The sequence below is a fragment of the Clostridium neuense genome (genome assembly GCF_045310695.1).
GTDB classification, from domain to species: domain Bacteria; phylum Bacillota; class Clostridia; order Clostridiales; family Clostridiaceae; genus Clostridium_S; species Clostridium_S neuense.
Window position 1 is genome coordinate 90,415 of record NZ_JBJIAA010000008.1, and the last position, 16,695, is coordinate 107,109.

Annotated in this window: 19 protein-coding genes; 12 read left to right on the top strand and 7 right to left on the bottom strand. The window is 31.4% G+C overall.

The window, feature by feature from the left end; translation table 11 throughout:
- The first annotated feature begins 40 nt into the window (after positions 1-40).
- Positions 41-649 carry a sugar O-acetyltransferase gene (locus ACJDT4_RS10850; protein ID WP_406787587.1) on the top strand — a complete coding sequence of 203 codons (609 nt, stop codon included), beginning with the start codon at positions 41-43 and terminating at the stop codon, positions 647-649.
- A gap of 38 nt (positions 650-687) precedes the next feature.
- Here ACJDT4_RS10850 and ACJDT4_RS10855 read toward each other — a convergent pair whose 3' ends face one another.
- Positions 688-1,440 (bottom strand): 3'-5' exonuclease, encoded by a 753-nt coding sequence (locus tag ACJDT4_RS10855; protein ID WP_406787588.1) that lies wholly within the window; start codon positions 1,438-1,440, stop codon positions 688-690.
- Positions 1,441-1,664: 224 nt separating this feature from the next.
- Between ACJDT4_RS10855 and ACJDT4_RS10860 the strand changes: the two genes are divergently transcribed.
- On the top strand, positions 1,665-2,615 hold the full coding sequence (locus tag ACJDT4_RS10860; protein WP_406787589.1) for a metallophosphoesterase family protein: 951 nt from the start codon (positions 1,665-1,667) through the stop codon (positions 2,613-2,615).
- A 66-nt stretch (positions 2,616-2,681) separates the two neighbouring features.
- On the opposite strand, the gene ACJDT4_RS10865 is transcribed toward ACJDT4_RS10860, so the two are convergent.
- Complete coding sequence (locus ACJDT4_RS10865) at positions 2,682-3,398, bottom strand: 4Fe-4S dicluster domain-containing protein (RefSeq protein ID WP_406787590.1); 717 nt, start codon at positions 3,396-3,398, stop codon at positions 2,682-2,684.
- 158 nt (positions 3,399-3,556) lie between these two features.
- Between ACJDT4_RS10865 and ACJDT4_RS10870 the strand changes: the two genes are divergently transcribed.
- The 3 genes from ACJDT4_RS10870 (at position 3,557) to ACJDT4_RS10880 (ending at position 5,034) form a co-directional block, all read left to right on the top strand.
- Positions 3,557-4,141 carry a TetR/AcrR family transcriptional regulator gene (locus ACJDT4_RS10870; RefSeq protein WP_406787591.1) on the top strand — a complete coding sequence of 195 codons (585 nt, stop codon included), beginning with the start codon at positions 3,557-3,559 and terminating at the stop codon, positions 4,139-4,141.
- Positions 4,142-4,240: 99 nt separating this feature from the next.
- Positions 4,241-4,582, top strand: coding sequence for a cupin domain-containing protein (locus ACJDT4_RS10875; RefSeq protein WP_406787592.1), 342 nt, complete (start codon positions 4,241-4,243; stop codon positions 4,580-4,582).
- A gap of 29 nt (positions 4,583-4,611) precedes the next feature.
- Positions 4,612-5,034 (top strand): hemerythrin domain-containing protein, encoded by a 423-nt coding sequence (locus ACJDT4_RS10880; protein ID WP_406787593.1) that lies wholly within the window; start codon positions 4,612-4,614, stop codon positions 5,032-5,034.
- 454 nt (positions 5,035-5,488) lie between these two features.
- Here ACJDT4_RS10880 and ACJDT4_RS10885 read toward each other — a convergent pair whose 3' ends face one another.
- Complete coding sequence (locus ACJDT4_RS10885) at positions 5,489-6,358, bottom strand: DMT family transporter (protein WP_406787594.1); 870 nt, start codon at positions 6,356-6,358, stop codon at positions 5,489-5,491.
- A 164-nt stretch (positions 6,359-6,522) separates the two neighbouring features.
- On the opposite strand from ACJDT4_RS10885, the gene ACJDT4_RS10890 reads away from it, so the two are divergent.
- The 4 genes from ACJDT4_RS10890 to ACJDT4_RS10905 all read left to right on the top strand — a co-directional run bounded on the left by ACJDT4_RS10890 (position 6,523) and on the right by ACJDT4_RS10905 (position 9,333).
- Positions 6,523-6,945, top strand: coding sequence for a MarR family winged helix-turn-helix transcriptional regulator (locus tag ACJDT4_RS10890; RefSeq protein ID WP_406787595.1), 423 nt, complete (start codon positions 6,523-6,525; stop codon positions 6,943-6,945).
- Between the two features lie 73 nt (positions 6,946-7,018).
- Positions 7,019-7,849, top strand: coding sequence for an alpha/beta fold hydrolase (locus ACJDT4_RS10895; protein ID WP_406787596.1), 831 nt, complete (start codon positions 7,019-7,021; stop codon positions 7,847-7,849).
- A 112-nt stretch (positions 7,850-7,961) separates the two neighbouring features.
- Positions 7,962-8,684 carry a flavodoxin family protein gene (locus ACJDT4_RS10900; protein WP_406787597.1) on the top strand — a complete coding sequence of 241 codons (723 nt, stop codon included), beginning with the start codon at positions 7,962-7,964 and terminating at the stop codon, positions 8,682-8,684.
- Positions 8,685-8,706: 22 nt separating this feature from the next.
- On the top strand, positions 8,707-9,333 hold the full coding sequence (locus ACJDT4_RS10905; RefSeq protein ID WP_406787598.1) for an MBL fold metallo-hydrolase: 627 nt from the start codon (positions 8,707-8,709) through the stop codon (positions 9,331-9,333).
- Here the strand turns inward: ACJDT4_RS10905 and ACJDT4_RS10910 are convergent.
- Entirely contained in the window at positions 9,330-9,968 is a 639-nt protein-coding gene (locus tag ACJDT4_RS10910; protein ID WP_406787599.1) for a TetR/AcrR family transcriptional regulator, read from the bottom strand. The two genes, ACJDT4_RS10905 and ACJDT4_RS10910, sit on opposite strands and share 4 nt — an antisense overlap.
- Positions 9,969-10,178: 210 nt before the next feature.
- Between ACJDT4_RS10910 and ACJDT4_RS10915 the strand changes: the two genes are divergently transcribed.
- From ACJDT4_RS10915 to ACJDT4_RS10925, 3 genes are read left to right on the top strand one after another with little or no spacing between them, the layout of a single operon-like run.
- Positions 10,179-11,879, top strand: coding sequence for a molecular chaperone HscC (locus tag ACJDT4_RS10915; protein ID WP_406787600.1), 1,701 nt, complete (start codon positions 10,179-10,181; stop codon positions 11,877-11,879).
- Entirely contained in the window at positions 11,879-13,846 is a 1,968-nt protein-coding gene (locus ACJDT4_RS10920) for a J domain-containing protein (RefSeq protein WP_406787601.1), read from the top strand. The genes ACJDT4_RS10915 and ACJDT4_RS10920 overlap by 1 nt, the downstream gene beginning before the upstream one ends.
- Positions 13,830-14,498 (top strand): DUF1266 domain-containing protein, encoded by a 669-nt coding sequence (locus ACJDT4_RS10925; protein ID WP_406787602.1) that lies wholly within the window; start codon positions 13,830-13,832, stop codon positions 14,496-14,498. The genes ACJDT4_RS10920 and ACJDT4_RS10925 overlap by 17 nt, the downstream gene beginning before the upstream one ends.
- Positions 14,499-14,750: 252 nt before the next feature.
- Here ACJDT4_RS10925 and ACJDT4_RS10930 read toward each other — a convergent pair whose 3' ends face one another.
- The 3 genes from ACJDT4_RS10930 to ACJDT4_RS10940 all read right to left on the bottom strand — a co-directional run bounded on the left by ACJDT4_RS10930 (position 14,751) and on the right by ACJDT4_RS10940 (position 16,650).
- Positions 14,751-15,140 (bottom strand): YsnF/AvaK domain-containing protein, encoded by a 390-nt coding sequence (locus tag ACJDT4_RS10930; protein WP_406787603.1) that lies wholly within the window; start codon positions 15,138-15,140, stop codon positions 14,751-14,753.
- 64 nt (positions 15,141-15,204) lie between these two features.
- Positions 15,205-15,654: a YsnF/AvaK domain-containing protein gene (locus tag ACJDT4_RS10935; protein ID WP_406787604.1), complete on the bottom strand. Its 450-nt coding sequence runs from the start codon at positions 15,652-15,654 to the stop codon at positions 15,205-15,207.
- A gap of 162 nt (positions 15,655-15,816) precedes the next feature.
- Positions 15,817-16,650 (bottom strand): methyl-accepting chemotaxis protein, encoded by an 834-nt coding sequence (locus tag ACJDT4_RS10940; protein ID WP_406787605.1) that lies wholly within the window; start codon positions 16,648-16,650, stop codon positions 15,817-15,819.
- Positions 16,651-16,695 lie beyond the last annotated feature (45 nt).

Below are 16,695 nucleotides of genomic sequence, written 5' to 3' on the forward strand. Positions count from 1 at the left end.
AAAAATTACAAACAATAATATTATAGAAGGAGAGATTGCAATGAACCAAAAAGAAAGAATGATGGCAGAGTTACCTTATAAAGCATGGCTAGATGGACTTAGTGAAGAAAGAATACAAAATAAATTGAAAATATATGATTACAACTTACTTCGTCCAGATGAAGTGAAGAAAATGGAGGAGATGATTAAAGACATACTTGGAAAAACAGGTGAGAATATTTTTGTAGAACAGCCTTTTCACTGTGACTATGGCAAAAACATTGAGGTTGGAAACAATTTTTTTGCAAATTATAATTGTACAATATTAGATGTTGGAAAGGTGATAATCGGAGAAAATGTTCAACTTGCTCCTAATGTATCAATTTATACAGCGGGTCATCCAGTTCATCCAAAGTCCAGGAACTCTGGATATGAATATGGGATTAAGGTAACAATAGGGAGTAATGTATGGATAGGCGGAAGTGTTGTGATAAATCCTGGCGTTAACATAGGAAATAACGTTGTTATAGGTTCTGGAAGCGTTGTTACAAAGGATATACCAGATAATGTTATTGCGGTTGGAAATCCATGTAAGGTAGTAAGAGAAATAACAGATACAGATAGAAAGTATTACTATAAGAATAGAGAATTTGATGTTGATGATTATTAAATAATAAAATAAGCGGTTGAAGTTTAGCCAGAAGGGACTTATTTTTCTTTAATTATGAATTGTCTGGTTTTACCCATAATATAGGCAAGTTTTATCATAGATTTTTCTTCTGGCGACATTTCTCTATTGTACATTTTCTCAAATTGATCTATTAAAGCAGCGGTATCAATTTTTTCTTTAGGCTCAGCAGCTCTTTTATGAAAATCAAACTGATAGATATCGGGCTTTATAGTATTATTATAAATATGTTTAAAAACCTCTCCTGTATAATAAGCGTCATTAAAGGCATCATGAAATTCGCCATTAACCTGTATATTTAAAATATCTACAGCGGTTTTTAGGCCAATTCTGGATTTTTTAGGAGCATTGAGATGTTTTGAAGCATACCTTTGGACATCAATATAGTATTTAGGAATTGATGAGCTTGGTAAATTATAAAACTTTACATTTCTTATAAGTTCTTTAATATCGCTTGTTCCCCAAACGCAGAGCACTATCTCGTCTTTATCAATAAACTTTAAAAAATCCTCATAAACCTTTACGAAGCTTTTGCATAGACTAACCTTAGAATTGCTTATTTTAGTTAGGCTTTCTACATAAGGATGAATTTTAGGATAAACAGTAGGTTTAATAAGAGCATTAAACTTGGAAATTGTTTCAAAGCTTTCATTGAGCTTTAATGCGCCAATTTGAATAATCTCAAAGGGTAAGCTTGAAGTATTATCGGACTTAGTTTCAGTGGAATCTGGATATTTTTGATTAAATTCTAAATCATATATTATATAATTCATTGTTTCTGCGGCCTCCAAAGTTATAAATGATTCTATTTTATTATCGTTTTATTTTAAGCCAATATTTATGATTTTACACTTGTTTAAAACTTTCTTTTATGTTTAATCCATATTTAAATAAAATATAAATTTGACTTGTAGCTGGAATTAAAGATAAACCACCCTGAAACTTGAAATTTTCAAGTTCCTGATTTATAAATAAAGTATAGCGGAGGTGAATAGAAATGAAAAAGATTAGACTGATTGTTATTGCAGTTATTATAGTTATTACGGGTGCAATGACAGCAGTGTATATGCATATACCTAAACCTATTGCTAAAACTACATCAGCAGTAAAACCAAAGACTGAGCTTACTTTTGCTGTATTAGGAGATGTTCACAATAGGATCGATAATCTTCAAAGAGCTATTAATGACTTATATACAATAAATCCTATTATGGATGCACTTATATTAAATGGCGATACTGTAGATCAAGGTGTTGACAGGCAGTATGCTTCAGTAAAAAGCACTCTAAATAGGAATAAAGCTTTGCTGCCTAAAACGATTATTAAAAATATTGGGAACCATGAATTTTTTGATTACAGCATAGGACGAAATTCACCTAAGCAGGTTAAAACTTTTATAAATAAATATCTTGAGTTTTCTGGAGAAAAGAAGGTATATCATGATAAATGGATTAAGGGGTACCATTTTATATCGCTTGGCTCTGAAGATGGTAAGTCTAAAACCACAAATTCAACAGAAGCTTCTATATCTGATATTCAATTAAATTGGTTAAATGAAAAATTAGCCCAAAATTATCAGAGGGGGAAGCCTATATTTGTATTCTTACATCAAAATTTAAAGCCCTTTTGGAATTGGGTTGGAGTTAAGCAAAGTGAAAAGGTTAATGATATACTGTCAAAATATCCAGAGGTGATACTGTTTACATCACATACGCATGCTGATATAGATGCTGGGAGTGTAGTGTTAAATCAGCCATTTACCATGGTTCACGTTCCAGCACTTCAATATACGCTTGAACCTGAAGTAAGAAGTGGCGTTATAGTAGGCATAAATAAAAAGCAGTATATTAAAGGCTTGTATGTTGAGGTAAATGGAAATACTGTTATTATTAAAGGAAGGGATATTAAAGAAAAGCAATGGATATTTACAAGGAAAATTTCTAACTAATGCGTATACTTTAAAAGGAGGATTATTAAGTTTGTAGATGTATATAGCTGTGAAGCTAGGCTAGGACTACAGTGAGGTACGCCTAGCATGTCTTTTTGCAATAGCAATAGCTTCCTTTAAGGAATGGTGGATAGAAATTGCTTGTTCAGGGCAGTTATTTATACAAAGACTGCAATGGGTGCAATCTGCTTCGTTTTTTATAATAGGCTTTTTATCTTTAATTTCAAATACTTTCATTGGGCATACAGCATAACATTTGTTGCAGCCAATACATTCATTATAGCGAATTTCAACATTATGACCATTATGAACAGTATCTGTACCTTTGCAGTATTGAGGCAATATACGGTTTACAAATCTTGCTGCTTTCATTTCATCATTTTCGTTTGGCTTTCCTTTATTACCACCTCCAACTATGATATATGGACCGGTACAATCATAACCTCTAGAGGAAAACTCACCAATGACAGGAATACCTTGCTTGTCTAAAATAGTTTTAAGGCTGTTATGGTATTTGCCGAGGAAGGGGCTTCCATGTGTAGAGAATATAAATGCCTTTTGCCCATTATTCATTTTTCCCGCAGCCTCTAATAGCTTTGGGTGATGAGCGGTGAAGTATATTCCGGAACCAAGACCAATTATCTTATAATCTTCTATATTTTCAGATGAAGCTTCTTCACAATTCAAAAGACGGCAATTTAACTTTCTTGCCATAGCAGCAGCTAATTTTTTTGTATTTCCATGATACATTGATTCACATATAATTAAAATTTCCTTGTTCATTTTTTCCTCCTATATAAACTTCAAGTTTCACATGGTTTATCTTTAAATATCAAATAATAATGTTGACACTGTAAACATGGCTTTATTTTAGCACTGAAAGTTTACAGTGTCAACATAGAGTGATATAATTTTTATAATGAAACTGAGGAGGACAGAAAATGAGAGAAGATCAATATCATCATGGTGATTTAAAACAAGAGCTTATAGATAAAGGCTTGCTGCTTTTAAATGAGGAAGGCATTGAAGGCTTTTCACTTAGAAAGGTAGCTAAAATGTGCGGCGTAAGTCATGCTGCGCCATACAAGCATTTTAAAGATAAGGATGCGCTTATAAGCGAAATTATAAAAGAAGTTTGGAAGAAACTTTATTTATCACTGGTTGAAGTGACAAAGCTTTATTCTAGTGATGCTAAATTGCAGTTAGTTGAAATGGGGAAAACTTATGTTAAATTTATGACTCAAAATCCTCAGTATTTAAAATTTATGTTTTTATCAGATAATAATTGCAGTGTAGATATTAAAAATGGTGAGTTTTTTGTGGAGGATGCAGCCTTTGAAGTATTAAAAAATAGCGCTGAAGTTTTTTTTAAAGAGACTAAGCTTGATAAAAAGCTTTATATGCAAAAGATATTAGGTATGTGGAGCTTAGTACATGGATTAACCATATTAATTACTCAAAAGAATCTCAGATATGATGGGGATTATTTAGATTTGGTGGGGGAAATTATAGAAAGTAATATATAGATAAGAAGTATGCTTTGAATTAGTAACTTATGTTACGGACATAATAGATACAATGCATTAAACTTTAAATAAATTAAGAAATATTTAGGAGGGTTAACAGTGGATGGAAAGTTTTTTAAGAATATAGAGTTTGCAAAAAAATTAGCACTTAAAGAAGAAGTTACTTATGCTAAAGGCCAAGTGGTTAGTAAGACACTTGTACAAACGGATAATGTAAGTATAACTTTGTTTTCTTTTGATAAGGGAGAGGAAATAAGTGCACATTCAGCTCCAGGAGATGCACTTGTTTATGTTATGGAGGGCGAAGTTACTATAACAATTGGAGATAATGCACCAGAGGTTGTTACAGAAGGAAATTTCATAGTTATGCCAGCTAATATTTCTCATGCCTTAGAAGCAACAGAAAAATTTAAAATGATGTTAATAGTTGTAAAAGGTTAATCTAAGTTTAGGGATAGGAGCGGTATTATATGATAGACATAAGTAATTTTACAAGGCAGCATAAGGATATTTTAAGTGACATAAATGAAATTGACAAAATAGTAAATAGGCAAGACTATGAAGAGTACTTAAACGAATTTGTTTCACATATAAACAATTTATCAGGAAGATTAAAGATTCATTTAAGCTATGAAGATAAGTTTTTATATCCAAGTTTAGTCGACGGACAAGACACAGAATTGAAAAACTTGGCACAGGAGTATGCACATGAAATGGGTGACATTGCCGATGTTTTTTCACATTACAAAAATGAATTTAACACTAAAAGCAAAATAATTGAGAGACTAGACACATTTAAAGTTAATACAAAACATATATTGGATGAAATAAAAAATAGAATTTCAAAAGAGGAAAACGGACTATATAAAGTGATTTTAGAAAAGCGATTATGATAAAAAATTGCGAAGTAACAATGCTTCATCACATTAAAAAAATTCTATAAATCTAAGTGATGATTTTAAGCGAGTGCTTGCTTGAGGTATAGAAGGACAATGGGCAAAGCCCAAGCCCCGTGTATGTTTACTTGCTGAAAAAATGCTCAGACAATTGAAATATCTAAGTATTTTATGATTTTTGAGCCAAGATTTATTAGGACTTTTTTAAATCGTTCCTTCAGCATTGTTACTTCGCTCCCACAGTGGTGCAAGGAAAAAATTCCTCTGTACCTCCGGAATTTTAGGCTTGAATCTTCGTAAGCAATTAAATCCTTGTAATATTATAATATGATTATTAAATTCTATTGATTAACCATGTTTACAGAGAGTTTTTCGTAGAGAAACGGAGAAAAAGTTACCTTGTATTTCCGGGTTAGCGAAGTAACATTAATACGAAATCTATGCTTTTCGTTTAAGCTTTCTTTTCTTTTGCAAGTATAACTGTTGAGATTAATATAAGTGCACTTCCTATGAGTAATGAAAATGTCAGCTTTTCATTCAAAAATAACACTCCTAAAAATACGCTAACTATAGGTTCAAAAGTTCCAAGGATTGATGAAGATGACACGCCTATTATATCTATAGCTTTCAAAAGTAAAATTATTGATAGTATTGTTGAAACTATGGAAATTCCAACACAGCAAATTAAGATGTTAAAATTAAAGTTTAAAGTTATAGAATTATTAAAGGTACCACATAAAACAGTGCCTATTGCCGAGCCTATGCAAAGATACATAGTGGTAACTCTATTATCTAAAGAATTAATACATTTTAGATTAAGGGCAATCAAGGTTAGCCCATAAGCTAGGCCGGAAAATAAAGCTAAGGAAATCCCCAAAATGCTTATAGCGTTATTTTTTAAGCCAACCAATGAATAAACGCCAACTGCAGCAAGCAGCAGAGATATAATTTTTTTGCTGCCCATTTTATCTTTATAAAGTATAAAACTTGTAATGCAAACTATAACTGGATATATAAAATGCAGAGTAGTTGAAAGACCTGCACCTAAATAATTATATGATATAAATAAAGCTTCAGTTGTTATGGTATATCCAGTTATACCAATAGATATGAGTAATAATACTTGCCTTATTTTTAAGTTAATATTAATATGTATGCATTTTAAGTATAGAAATAATATTAACGCTGAAATTGAAAATCTAAATATTAATACGGCGGTTGGATTAGAACCATTAGCGTATGCAACCCTAGCTAAAATGGGCATAACTCCAAATGCTGCTGAAGATAAAAGTGCATAAGCTATTCCTTTGTAACTATTCAAAACTTGTCCTCCTCTTTAGCTTAAGTAAAAAACCACAGATTATTATAACATGGATTGAAAAGCAATATGTTTGTATTTTATTAAATTCGATTATTAACTAAATTTCATATTTTATATTTATATAAATATTGACAATAGTTTGATATAAAACTATAATGTGAATTATGAAAACAACAGATATAATATCATTAATTTCAAAAATAAGGGACAATGCAAACCGGTTTATTGTAAATGAAATGGATAGCTGGGGAGTAAAAGGACTTGCACCATCTCATGGTGACATTATTTTTGCACTTTTAAAAAATGAGAAAATGACAATGAATGAGCTTGCAAGGAAAATAGGTAAGGATAAGTCTACAATAACTGCGCTTGTAAATAAATTAATAAATCAAGATTATGTTCAAAAAACCAGGGATACTGAAGATAATAGAGTAGTATTTGTGACTTTAACTAAAAAGGGAAGAAAATTAGAACCTATGTTTAATAAAGTATCAGAAGATTTATTGTCTACGGTGTATAGGAATATTTCTCAAGATGAAAGAGAGGAGTTACTTAAAACTTTAGAAAAAATAAAAAACAACTTCTAATTTTTTTTGGATAAATAGTTTCACATAAAACTATTTGATATAAAATTAAATTAATACGAATGGAGTGAATAGTATGAAAGAAGTAAAAATCTATAGGAACATTGCTAGGCTAAAAAATATTGATATGTTTTATTTTGATACAAAGACACAGAAACCAGTGATTGTTTGCCTGCATGGAAGATGGGGAAGAGCAGAAGTATGGGCTGATTTTATTAATCACTACGGAAAACAATATAGAATTATTGCACCAGATCAGAGGGGACATGGACTTAGCAGCAAACCTATATCAAAATATACATCTAAGGAAATGGCAGAGGATATAATTGAGTTGTTAGATTTTTTAGGAGTACATTCAATTATTTTAGTAGGACATTCAATGGGTGGAGCAGTAGCAGGATATTTGGCAGCTACATATCCTGAGTATGTAAAGGCGGTAGCTATACTTGATGTGTCGGCAGCAGGACATTCAAAAACAAGTAGTTTTCCATTGGATGAAAGCAAGCTTGTAGATCCTTTTACAAAAGATTGGCCTATGCCATTTGCAACTCTAAACGAAGCAAAGAATTTTATTAAACAAGCTTCACATTCAAGTTTGGAATATCAATATTTTATGAATAGCTTGATAGAAACTGTAGATGGATACAAGATGATGTTTAGTTCTCAAGCCATGGCGGCCAATAGCGTATATCGTGAAGAATGGTTTCATTTATTACCTAATATAAAATGTCCAGCAATGTTAATAAGATCGAGTAGCCATGAGGGAATACCAGATGAAGAGTTTGAAAAAATGAAAGCCTTACTTCCAAATTGTATTGCTTGTGAAATGTCACATCCAGATCACAATGTTCATTTAGCAAATAAAGAAGAATTTTATAAGTATTTTGATAAGTTTTTAAAAAAATAAAAAGTAATTGTAGTTGCACACATTGTGTATTTGGGTTACAATATGTAACATAGGTATACAATGTGTGTTGCTTTATTTGAGAATAAGAATTGATGGAAAGAGGAGAGGTAAAGTGAAAAAGAATATTAAAATTGTTGGAGTAATAAGTAGTTCAAAAATAAAAGGAAACACTGCAACTCTTGTTAGAGAAGCACTTAAGGGTGCAAAAGAAGAGGGGGCATCAGTGAAAGAAATTTTTTTAGCTAAGCATAAGCTTAATTTTTGTACAGGCTGTTTAAATTGTACAGCTAAAGGAAAGTGTCCTTTGCCAGATGATTTTGAGGAAATTAGGAAAACTATTTATGAAGCAGATGGAATTATTCTAGGTTCTCCAACCTATGCCACAGAGTACAATGCAATAATGAAATGCTTTATTGAACGTTTAGGGCCGTATACCCTATATGCTTCTTTACTTGGAGGAAAATATGGTGCAGGAATATCTACAGCATATGGTGCAGGAGCAGCAAAAAAAGTTGCCAAAAAGCTTGCCAATACTTTTGGTTTTGCAATATTTCAAAGATCTTATGTATCAGGATATCTAGGAGTTGGGACTATGTTTAAAGGGGAAGAAAAGAAAAGCTGTGAAAATGAAGAAGCACTAAAAAAGGCGCATAATTTAGGCGTCAAAATTACAAAGGACATAGAAAATAATAATAAATATCCTTTTCAAAGTTTAATTATTAGATTAATGGCTGGAGTATATTTAAAACCTATATTTAAAAATAAAATCTTGAACTGTAAAGCTGGAGAGGAACGTGCTACATATGAAAGCCTTTCAAAAAGAGGACTATTATAAAATAAGTGAGGTATAAAAGTAAATGAAAATAACGGATAATGTTTATGCACTAGATTCTACAAAGGGAGCGTATGCTTACATAATACTTGGCAAGGAAATAATTCTTGTTGATACAGGGCTTAAATGGCAAGGAAAAGGAATTTTAAAGGAACTTGCAGCTATGAATATAAAATTAGAAGATATAAAGCATATAGTTCTAACTCATCATGACTTGGATCATGTTGGAAATGCTGTAATGCTTCAAAAGCTAACTGGAGCTAAACTGTGGGCAGGTAGTAAGGATATTCCATACATTAAAGGATATAAAACAAGGCCTGGAATAAAAAGAGTTTTTTCATTTTTTAATAGAGTTGAAAAGCCAGAAGAAATATATGCTTATAATGAAAATGCAAAAATTGGTGATATACAAGTTATACCGACACCGGGGCATACACCAGGTCATGTTTGTATACTTTACAAGGATATATTGTTTGTTGGAGATCTAGTGAAATCTAAAAAAGGAAAAATAGAGCCTTATCCAAATATGAATTGGGATGAAGCACTATTAAAAAAGTCTATAAAAAATATATCATCTGTTCCGTTTAAATGGGTATGCCCAGCACATGGAGCGCCAGTAAGGAGAGAGGATAAATGGGAAAGGATGTGCTAGTTTTTTTTACGTATAGCATCACATAATAGGTTAATATTAAAGCGTATAAATTCTTCTTCGTTAAGTGAAAAGTGGCTCATAAATGTTTTGCCGGATACAGAAAGCATGTGGAAAAAGCCTGTTAATGAAAATTCAGAGGATAAGGTTAAACTCATAGTGTCAACGTCTGTGCGGATGGTTCCATCCTTTTTACCCTCATCAATAATTTTAGCAACTTGTTGTGCTACTGAATCTGTGATTTTATTGAATTCCTTGAGCTTATCTTCACTTTCTTTCTTTGATTTAACGTATCCAACATAATTCATAAGGGCAAAGATGCCAGAAAAGTCCTTATAAAATTTATAATAGGCAAAGCCTAAATTTTGAAGCTTTTCAAAGCCAGTAGTTCCATTTTTTATTTCTTTTTCAAAGTACTCTAAAAGTTTAGTAAAACCTCTAATCACAACTGTATAATATAAGTCTTCTTTATTGGCGAAATATTGATAAAGTGTTTTTCTAGTAAACTGGCATTCTCTTGCTATTTGTTCCATTGAGGCTTCATTATAGCCTTCCTTTATAAATATTTTTTCTGCGGCATTTATTATATCTTCTTCTCTTGCTTGTTTTTCTCGTTCTCTTCTAGATATTGTGTTCATTAGCTTGCGCCTCCTACGATAATATATGTGATACACATACTGTATACTAAGGTTACACTGCGTAAAACAATCGTATATTATATTTTGATTTATGTCAAGGGATTAAAAAAGACCTATTGAGTATATAGTGATTATTTTGTAATTTTATGGTCTACATGGTAAAATTAAATTCGGTATAATTGGTATATAAAATAATTGGGAGGACTTAGAATGGCAAAGATAGGAATTGACTTAGGAACAACCAACAGCTTGGTTGCGTATTTTACTGATGATGGACCAAAGATAATACCAAATGCTTTTGGAGAAAATCTTACTCCATCTATAGTAAGTGTAGATGAAAATGATGAAATATTAGTAGGAAAAATTGCAAAGGAAAGACTTATTACTCATCCACAGAATACAGCTTCAACATTTAAAAGATACATGGGCACGGACAAGCGTTACAATTTAGGCAAGTATGTGTTCTCTCCAGAAGATTTGTCGTCTTTTGTAATTAAATCATTGAAAGCAGATGCAGAAGCTTTTTTGAAAGAAGAAATATCAGAAGCAGTTATAAGTGTACCAGCATATTTTAATGATGCTCAAAGAAAGGCTACAAAGCATGCAGCAGAGCTTGCAGGTTTAACAGTAGAAAGACTTATAAGTGAACCAACCGCCGCAGCTATATCCTATGGAATACATCTTAGGGATGCAGATACAAAGTTCCTTGTTTTTGATCTTGGAGGTGGAACCTTTGATGTATCAATTTTAGAGATGTTTGAAGGAATAATGGAGGTTAAATCTATAGCAGGAGATAACTTTTTAGGCGGCGAGGATTTTACAAATCTGCTTGTGTCTTATTTTATAGAAACTCAAAAAATAGATATTGATTCGCTTGACAGCAAAGAACGTTCAGCTATATATAAGCAGGCTGAAATGTGTAAACTTGCTATAAGTAATGATAGCTCAGGTGAAATTAAGTTTACCAAAGATGATAAAACTTTTGAGATGAAAATTATTAAAAATGAATTTGAAAGACTTGCAAATACTCTTTTAGTACGTCTTCGCCAGCCAATAGAAAGAGCTTTAAGAGATGCATCATTAGCACCAGAAGATCTTGATGCCGTAATCTTAATTGGAGGGGCTACACGTATGCCTTTCATAAAATCTGTTGTTGGCAAGATGTTTGGAAAACTTCCATATTCAAATATAAATCCAGATGAAGCAGTTGCACTGGGAGCGGCAATTCAAGTTGCTCTTAAGGAAAGAAATAAAAGTTTAGAAGAATTAATACTTACAGACGTATGTCCGTATACTTTGGGAACTGATGTTGTCCATAGAATTTCTGAGAAAGATTATGAGGCTGGATACTTTTTACCAATAATAGAAAGAAATACGCCTATACCTGTAAGTAAAGTGAAACGTTTATATACAGTAAGTGATAGGCAAACTATAATAAATGTTGATATATATCAAGGCGAAAGCAGACGAATTGAAAACAATATTAAACTTGGTACACTTAAAGCAAATGTGCCTTCAGCACCAGCGGGTAACCAAGCGATAGATGTAAGATATACTTATGATATTAATGGAATTCTTGAGGTTGAAGTTACAACAGTAGAAACAGGTGTAAAAAAGAGAGTCGTAATTCAAGAAAATCCAGGAGTAATGTCAGAAGGAGAAGTTGAAAAAAGGCTTGAAGCTCTCAAAGATATTAAAATTCATCCAAGAGAGAGAGCGGAAAATAGATATCTTTTGGCGAGGGCAGAGAGATTATATGAAGAATCTCTTGGCGATAAGAGAGCGTTTATTGGTATGGTTACTGAGAAATTCGAAGCAATATTAGAAAGACAAAATGAAGATGAAATAAAAAAAGCAGCAGAGGATTTTAAAAGTCAATTGGATTATATTGAAGGTGAGGTTATATATTAATGGGATTTTGGGATGTTTTAGGCATTGAGCCTACAGATAAAATCTCTGATATAAAAAAAGCTTATGCAAAAAATCTTAGGTTACATCATCCTGAAGATGATCCTGAAGGATTTCAAAATCTCAGAGAAGCTTATACTGCTGCAATAAATTATGCAAAGAGAAGTCAGAAGGGTACTGCCCCAAATGATATAGAGGAAGAAACTTATGATACTAAACTGCAGGATGTCAATTTTCACAATGAAGCTAAGCAGGATATTAAACTTCAAAATATTAACTTTAAGGATGACCTTGAAGTAGATAGTAAAAGGATAAACCTTCATAATTTTAAGGATTATGAAGGTTCATCAACTAATGAGGATAACTTTAAGAATTCTGTGGATAAGTTTATTAGCAATGTGGAAAAGTTATATGATGATTTTTACTCTAGAATTGATATTGAAAAGTGGAAAGAGATTTTAAATTCAGATGTTATATGGTACATGGGAGACAAAACATATCTTAATGATAAATTTATTGGATTTTTAAAGACAAGATATTATATGCCTAGAAAAGTATGGAAGCTTATTGATGATACTTTTGAGCTTACTAATAACAGAGATTATTTTTATAAAAGGTATTCTAAAGAGGTTATGCAATATTTATATATAGCTATAGATGGACCTTTTGAATTTTCATTTGAGCATCTCCAAAATGTGGAAAATATTGATATTGATGAATATTTTGATTTCAGAGAATCAGGTTACTATGAATTTATGGATGGAAATTTAGAGGAGGCAGGGCAGGAATTTTTTAAGGCATATAATATTTATAAAAACGATCCAAGTCTTCTCAAGATGATTGCTGAGTACTATTTTGCAATTAAGGATTTTGATAATGCTCTTAAGTATTTAAAAAATGTTTTTGATATAACTCCAGATGATGAAAATGCTGCTTTTTTAAAAGCAAAAATATTATACGAAAAAGGTGATGTAAAAGCTTCTTTAGATATTTTAAAAGAGTTAAATAAAAAATCTCCGGAAGATGAAGCAGTGCTGAGCTTTCTTGGAAGAAGCTATTTTAAATTAAATGATATAGAAAATTCTCAAAAAGTATTTTTAAAGATAATAAAGAAAAATCCACTGGATATTCAAGCTAAAGCTGTACTTATGCGTATTGTGTATAAAAAGAAAAAAGGTCTAAAGGGAAGGCGTGAAAAGTCAAAATTAATTAAATTATGCCAAGAAGCTGGAATTTCACAAAAAAATTTAAAAAAGCATATTAAACCTAATATAAAAGCACTTTTGTTTATATTTTTATTTTTTGTAATTTGTGCATTTACTTCTATGAAATCGATGATGAAGGATGCAGATATAAATATTTCTGCAGAAAATATGGTTAAGTTTATTCAGCACAAAAGAACTCCTGTAGTTATAAATAATTATGGTGAACTTATGAAACTTAAGTTAGGGGAAAATGTTGTGGAACTCAAACTTAAAGATGTTCAATTTGTGGGTGTATGGGGAGCTAAGAAAAAGTATGGTAATAAGGAAGTTAAGTTTTATGAAACTATAGAGGATTCTGATGCACCCAAACGTAGTTTGGAAACTCTGGATACAGCCGTATGTATAGGGAAACTTGGTAATAAAAATGTAATCATTATAATGGATGCAGATGACTGCCCTGTGCCTGGCAAAGGTATTTCTTTAGATTATTCAGGAACTGTTTATAAAAATAAATCTTCTGGTCTTACAGAAAAAATAAAAGAATCTTTACGGGAAGGTCATGTAGAAACTATATATAGTAATCAAAATATCAATACCAATATATATGTTGGACCAAAGGCCAAGCTAAAGGAACCAAATGGTTTTAAAACATTTATTTTTGGAACTTCAGTTGTTTTGGGACTTTGGGTGCTTGCATCATGCTTAGTAGAAATACTTAAGAGCATCACTAGCTTTAGGAGGGGAAGACATGAATATACGCCGTGAAATAAATGAATCTGTAGATAAGCAAAAGTTATTTATGCTTTCCATGGCATATTTATGTTCAGATAAAGATTTGCTTTGGCAGAATAAGATATATGGGTGGAAATGCAACATAAACACGAATGACAATGTAGTAAAAGATAGGCTCAAATTTTTAGAAATACAAAACTCCGAAGACTTAAAACAGAAGATAGATTGGTTTTTGAATACAGGTTTTAGAAAAGATTTTAATGAGAAAATGTATTTTTTAAAGGGATTTTCATCTAAGGATAGAAAAGATCACATAAATTCTTTATCAGAGGATGATGAGCAGTATAAAAAGCTATTTATTGTAGAGTATTATATGAACAAGCTCCCTTTATCAACTATAACTGCATATGACTACTCTTGGTGTTGCTACTTGTATTTTGCAGGAAATGCACTTGGATATATTTCTGATAATGAGACGTGGCTATTAGTTAAGGAAGTATCACAAAATATTCAAAAGGCTTACTCTGGCTGGGAGTATTATGTAACTTCTTATGCAGCTGGAGCCCAATTTCATGCATTAGATACAGCGTTTAATTTTATTAAGAAGAATTCTAAATTCTTTGAAAGATATTTTTTGTCACCCAAAAGTCCTGCGAATAGGATTGAGTGGGAAATAGAATTGTAGGGGATAATTTATTGTTTTTATTCTAAATTTTGTTTCAAAAACACCTCATAAATTAGATTTAGAGGTGTTTTTTAGTTAATTATTGTTCAGCTTAATATTTTATTTAATCAAGCATATGATCAATTCATTAAGTAGTTCAAATATTTTTTTGAGCATACTTCCATGCTAATGAGTATGTTATATACTTCCTATCTCCAAAGTGAGTGGTCGGTTTCATATATTGATATCATGTTTGCATCATATAAACAAAATTTATCCTTTACTTAGTTTGTTTATGACGCTTGGAGAACCAGAAATTTTAACTTTAGGTTTCTCCTTTTTTAAGGTTTCTTCAATATGCTTAATATCATCTATTTGCTGTTTATATATTGAAACATCTTCTAAAATTACTTTATGCTTTGAAAATTCAACCTTTTCTTCACTGATAGGTATTCTGATAATTTGAACTGGCTCTGCTTCAGTAGATTTTTTTTCTATTACAAGTTCTTCACGCTCAACAGGTACAGTAAAATTCTTTTTTTCAGATAAGATTTCTCTATGAATTTTTACATCTCCTGTTTGTATCCACTTTTTGGCTATATCAAGTTGTTCTTCTTTGATTTGAAATGTTGCTTCATTTTGAGAAGATGAAAATTTCCCCATGATATTACCCTCCATTTGTTTAAAAAACACCTCGTAAGTTAGAATAAGAGGTGTTTTATAGTAGTTACTGTTGGTCGGTTCCCTGATCGATTACATTAGGATCACCAGTTGTATTTATACGAGCTTCTTCGTGTTTAAGAGTTTCATCTACATGTTCTGTGTCTTCAATGGCACGTTTATGTGCTGAAACTTCTCCGGTTACTACAGTGTGCTTACCTACATCAACTTTTTCCTCACTTACAGGGATTTTAATAGTTTCTTCGCCTGTTATAGGTGTATCACTTGCCTCATTGTTTAAGGATTTTCGCTCAATTACAACTTCTTCACGTTTTACAGGTACATCAACAGCTTTGTTTTCTTCTATAATTTCTTTGCTAAGCTCTACTTCGCCTTTTTTTACATTATTTTTTGCAATGTCTAGCTCTTCTTTGTGTAGGCGAAGTTTTTTATCGTCATCATTAGATTCTTTTTTATCGTCATCGCCATTTCCAAATATATCTCCCAATATGCTCATAATAGCACCTCCATAAGTCAAGAATTTTTCATTTATATATTTCCCTTTAAAGAAGTATATTATCCTATTTTAAATTGGGGCTAATGTACAAGATTGGTAGAGTGAATTTTTTAATTACATAGAAAAAAACACCTCAAATAATCAGAGGTGTTTTTTATTTAATTATCTTAAATTCATGTTATTAACTATGAGCTTTGAGTTTTCAGAAATTTGTTCTACTGTGGCAGATACTTCCTCTAATGAAGCAGCTTCATTTGTTGCTATTTGGCCAAGCTTATTTATTGTATCTATTATCGTTTTCATGTTATTACTCATTTCGGCAAGTGCAGTTGAAACTTTTTTAGAAGAGTCTCGGCTAGTTGAGGCTAATTTACGCATTTCGCCAGCTACAACTGAAAAGCCTTTTCCATATTCTCCGGCTCTTGAAGATTCTATTGCAGCATTTAAACCAAGAAGATTAGATTGTTTTGAGATACTTTGAATTAAAGTTGTAGCTTCATTACTTTCATTTATTAATTTTTCTGTTATTTTAGTATTTTCTATCATGTGATTTAGCTTTTCAGATAATTCTACTGCGTTGTCTGTGATTTGTGATAGAGTTGAGTTTGTCTCTTGGAGTGAACTTTCTAATTCAACTGTGGCATTTTTTATTTTTACAAAACCTTCTATGCTTGTTGAGAAATTAATTAAACCAACAACATCATTTTTTTCGTTGACTACTGGAATTATAATGACTTTTGAGTCTGAACCATGTTCAGCTTTAGTAAGCATAGCTGTAAATGGCTGTTTAGATATAAATATAGTGTCATAAGCACCTAATCTTTCTATAAAGTTAATATCAAATTTATCTCCAAGCTTTATAGTAGATTTTGTGTTTTGATCATCTAAAAAATATATGCATTGCTCTTTATCCCAAATTGAAATGACTGCATTTCCACCATATAACTGTTTCATAATTGGAGCTGTATCAATAAGCGACTCCAAAATTTTTTCCATTGTAAATCCCCCTTTAATCTTTAGTAATGTAAATAATATAGCATA

Coding starts and splice junctions, on each gene's coding strand:
- ACJDT4_RS10850 (WP_406787587.1), top strand. CDS start 41: ATGAACCAAAAAGAAAGAATGATGGCAGAGTTACCTTATAAAGCATGG.
- ACJDT4_RS10855 (WP_406787588.1), bottom strand. CDS start 1,440: ATGAATTATATAATATATGATTTAGAATTTAATCAAAAATATCCAGAT.
- ACJDT4_RS10860 (WP_406787589.1), top strand. CDS start 1,665: ATGAAAAAGATTAGACTGATTGTTATTGCAGTTATTATAGTTATTACG.
- ACJDT4_RS10865 (WP_406787590.1), bottom strand. CDS start 3,398: ATGAACAAGGAAATTTTAATTATATGTGAATCAATGTATCATGGAAAT.
- ACJDT4_RS10870 (WP_406787591.1), top strand. CDS start 3,557: ATGAGAGAAGATCAATATCATCATGGTGATTTAAAACAAGAGCTTATA.
- ACJDT4_RS10880 (WP_406787593.1), top strand. CDS start 4,612: ATGATAGACATAAGTAATTTTACAAGGCAGCATAAGGATATTTTAAGT.
- ACJDT4_RS10890 (WP_406787595.1), top strand. CDS start 6,523: ATGAAAACAACAGATATAATATCATTAATTTCAAAAATAAGGGACAAT.
- ACJDT4_RS10895 (WP_406787596.1), top strand. CDS start 7,019: ATGAAAGAAGTAAAAATCTATAGGAACATTGCTAGGCTAAAAAATATT.
- ACJDT4_RS10905 (WP_406787598.1), top strand. CDS start 8,707: ATGAAAATAACGGATAATGTTTATGCACTAGATTCTACAAAGGGAGCG.
- ACJDT4_RS10910 (WP_406787599.1), bottom strand. CDS start 9,968: ATGAACACAATATCTAGAAGAGAACGAGAAAAACAAGCAAGAGAAGAA.
- ACJDT4_RS10915 (WP_406787600.1), top strand. CDS start 10,179: ATGGCAAAGATAGGAATTGACTTAGGAACAACCAACAGCTTGGTTGCG.
- ACJDT4_RS10920 (WP_406787601.1), top strand. CDS start 11,879: ATGGGATTTTGGGATGTTTTAGGCATTGAGCCTACAGATAAAATCTCT.
- ACJDT4_RS10925 (WP_406787602.1), top strand. CDS start 13,830: ATGAATATACGCCGTGAAATAAATGAATCTGTAGATAAGCAAAAGTTA.
- ACJDT4_RS10930 (WP_406787603.1), bottom strand. CDS start 15,140: ATGGGGAAATTTTCATCTTCTCAAAATGAAGCAACATTTCAAATCAAA.
- ACJDT4_RS10935 (WP_406787604.1), bottom strand. CDS start 15,654: ATGAGCATATTGGGAGATATATTTGGAAATGGCGATGACGATAAAAAA.
- ACJDT4_RS10940 (WP_406787605.1), bottom strand. CDS start 16,650: ATGGAAAAAATTTTGGAGTCGCTTATTGATACAGCTCCAATTATGAAA.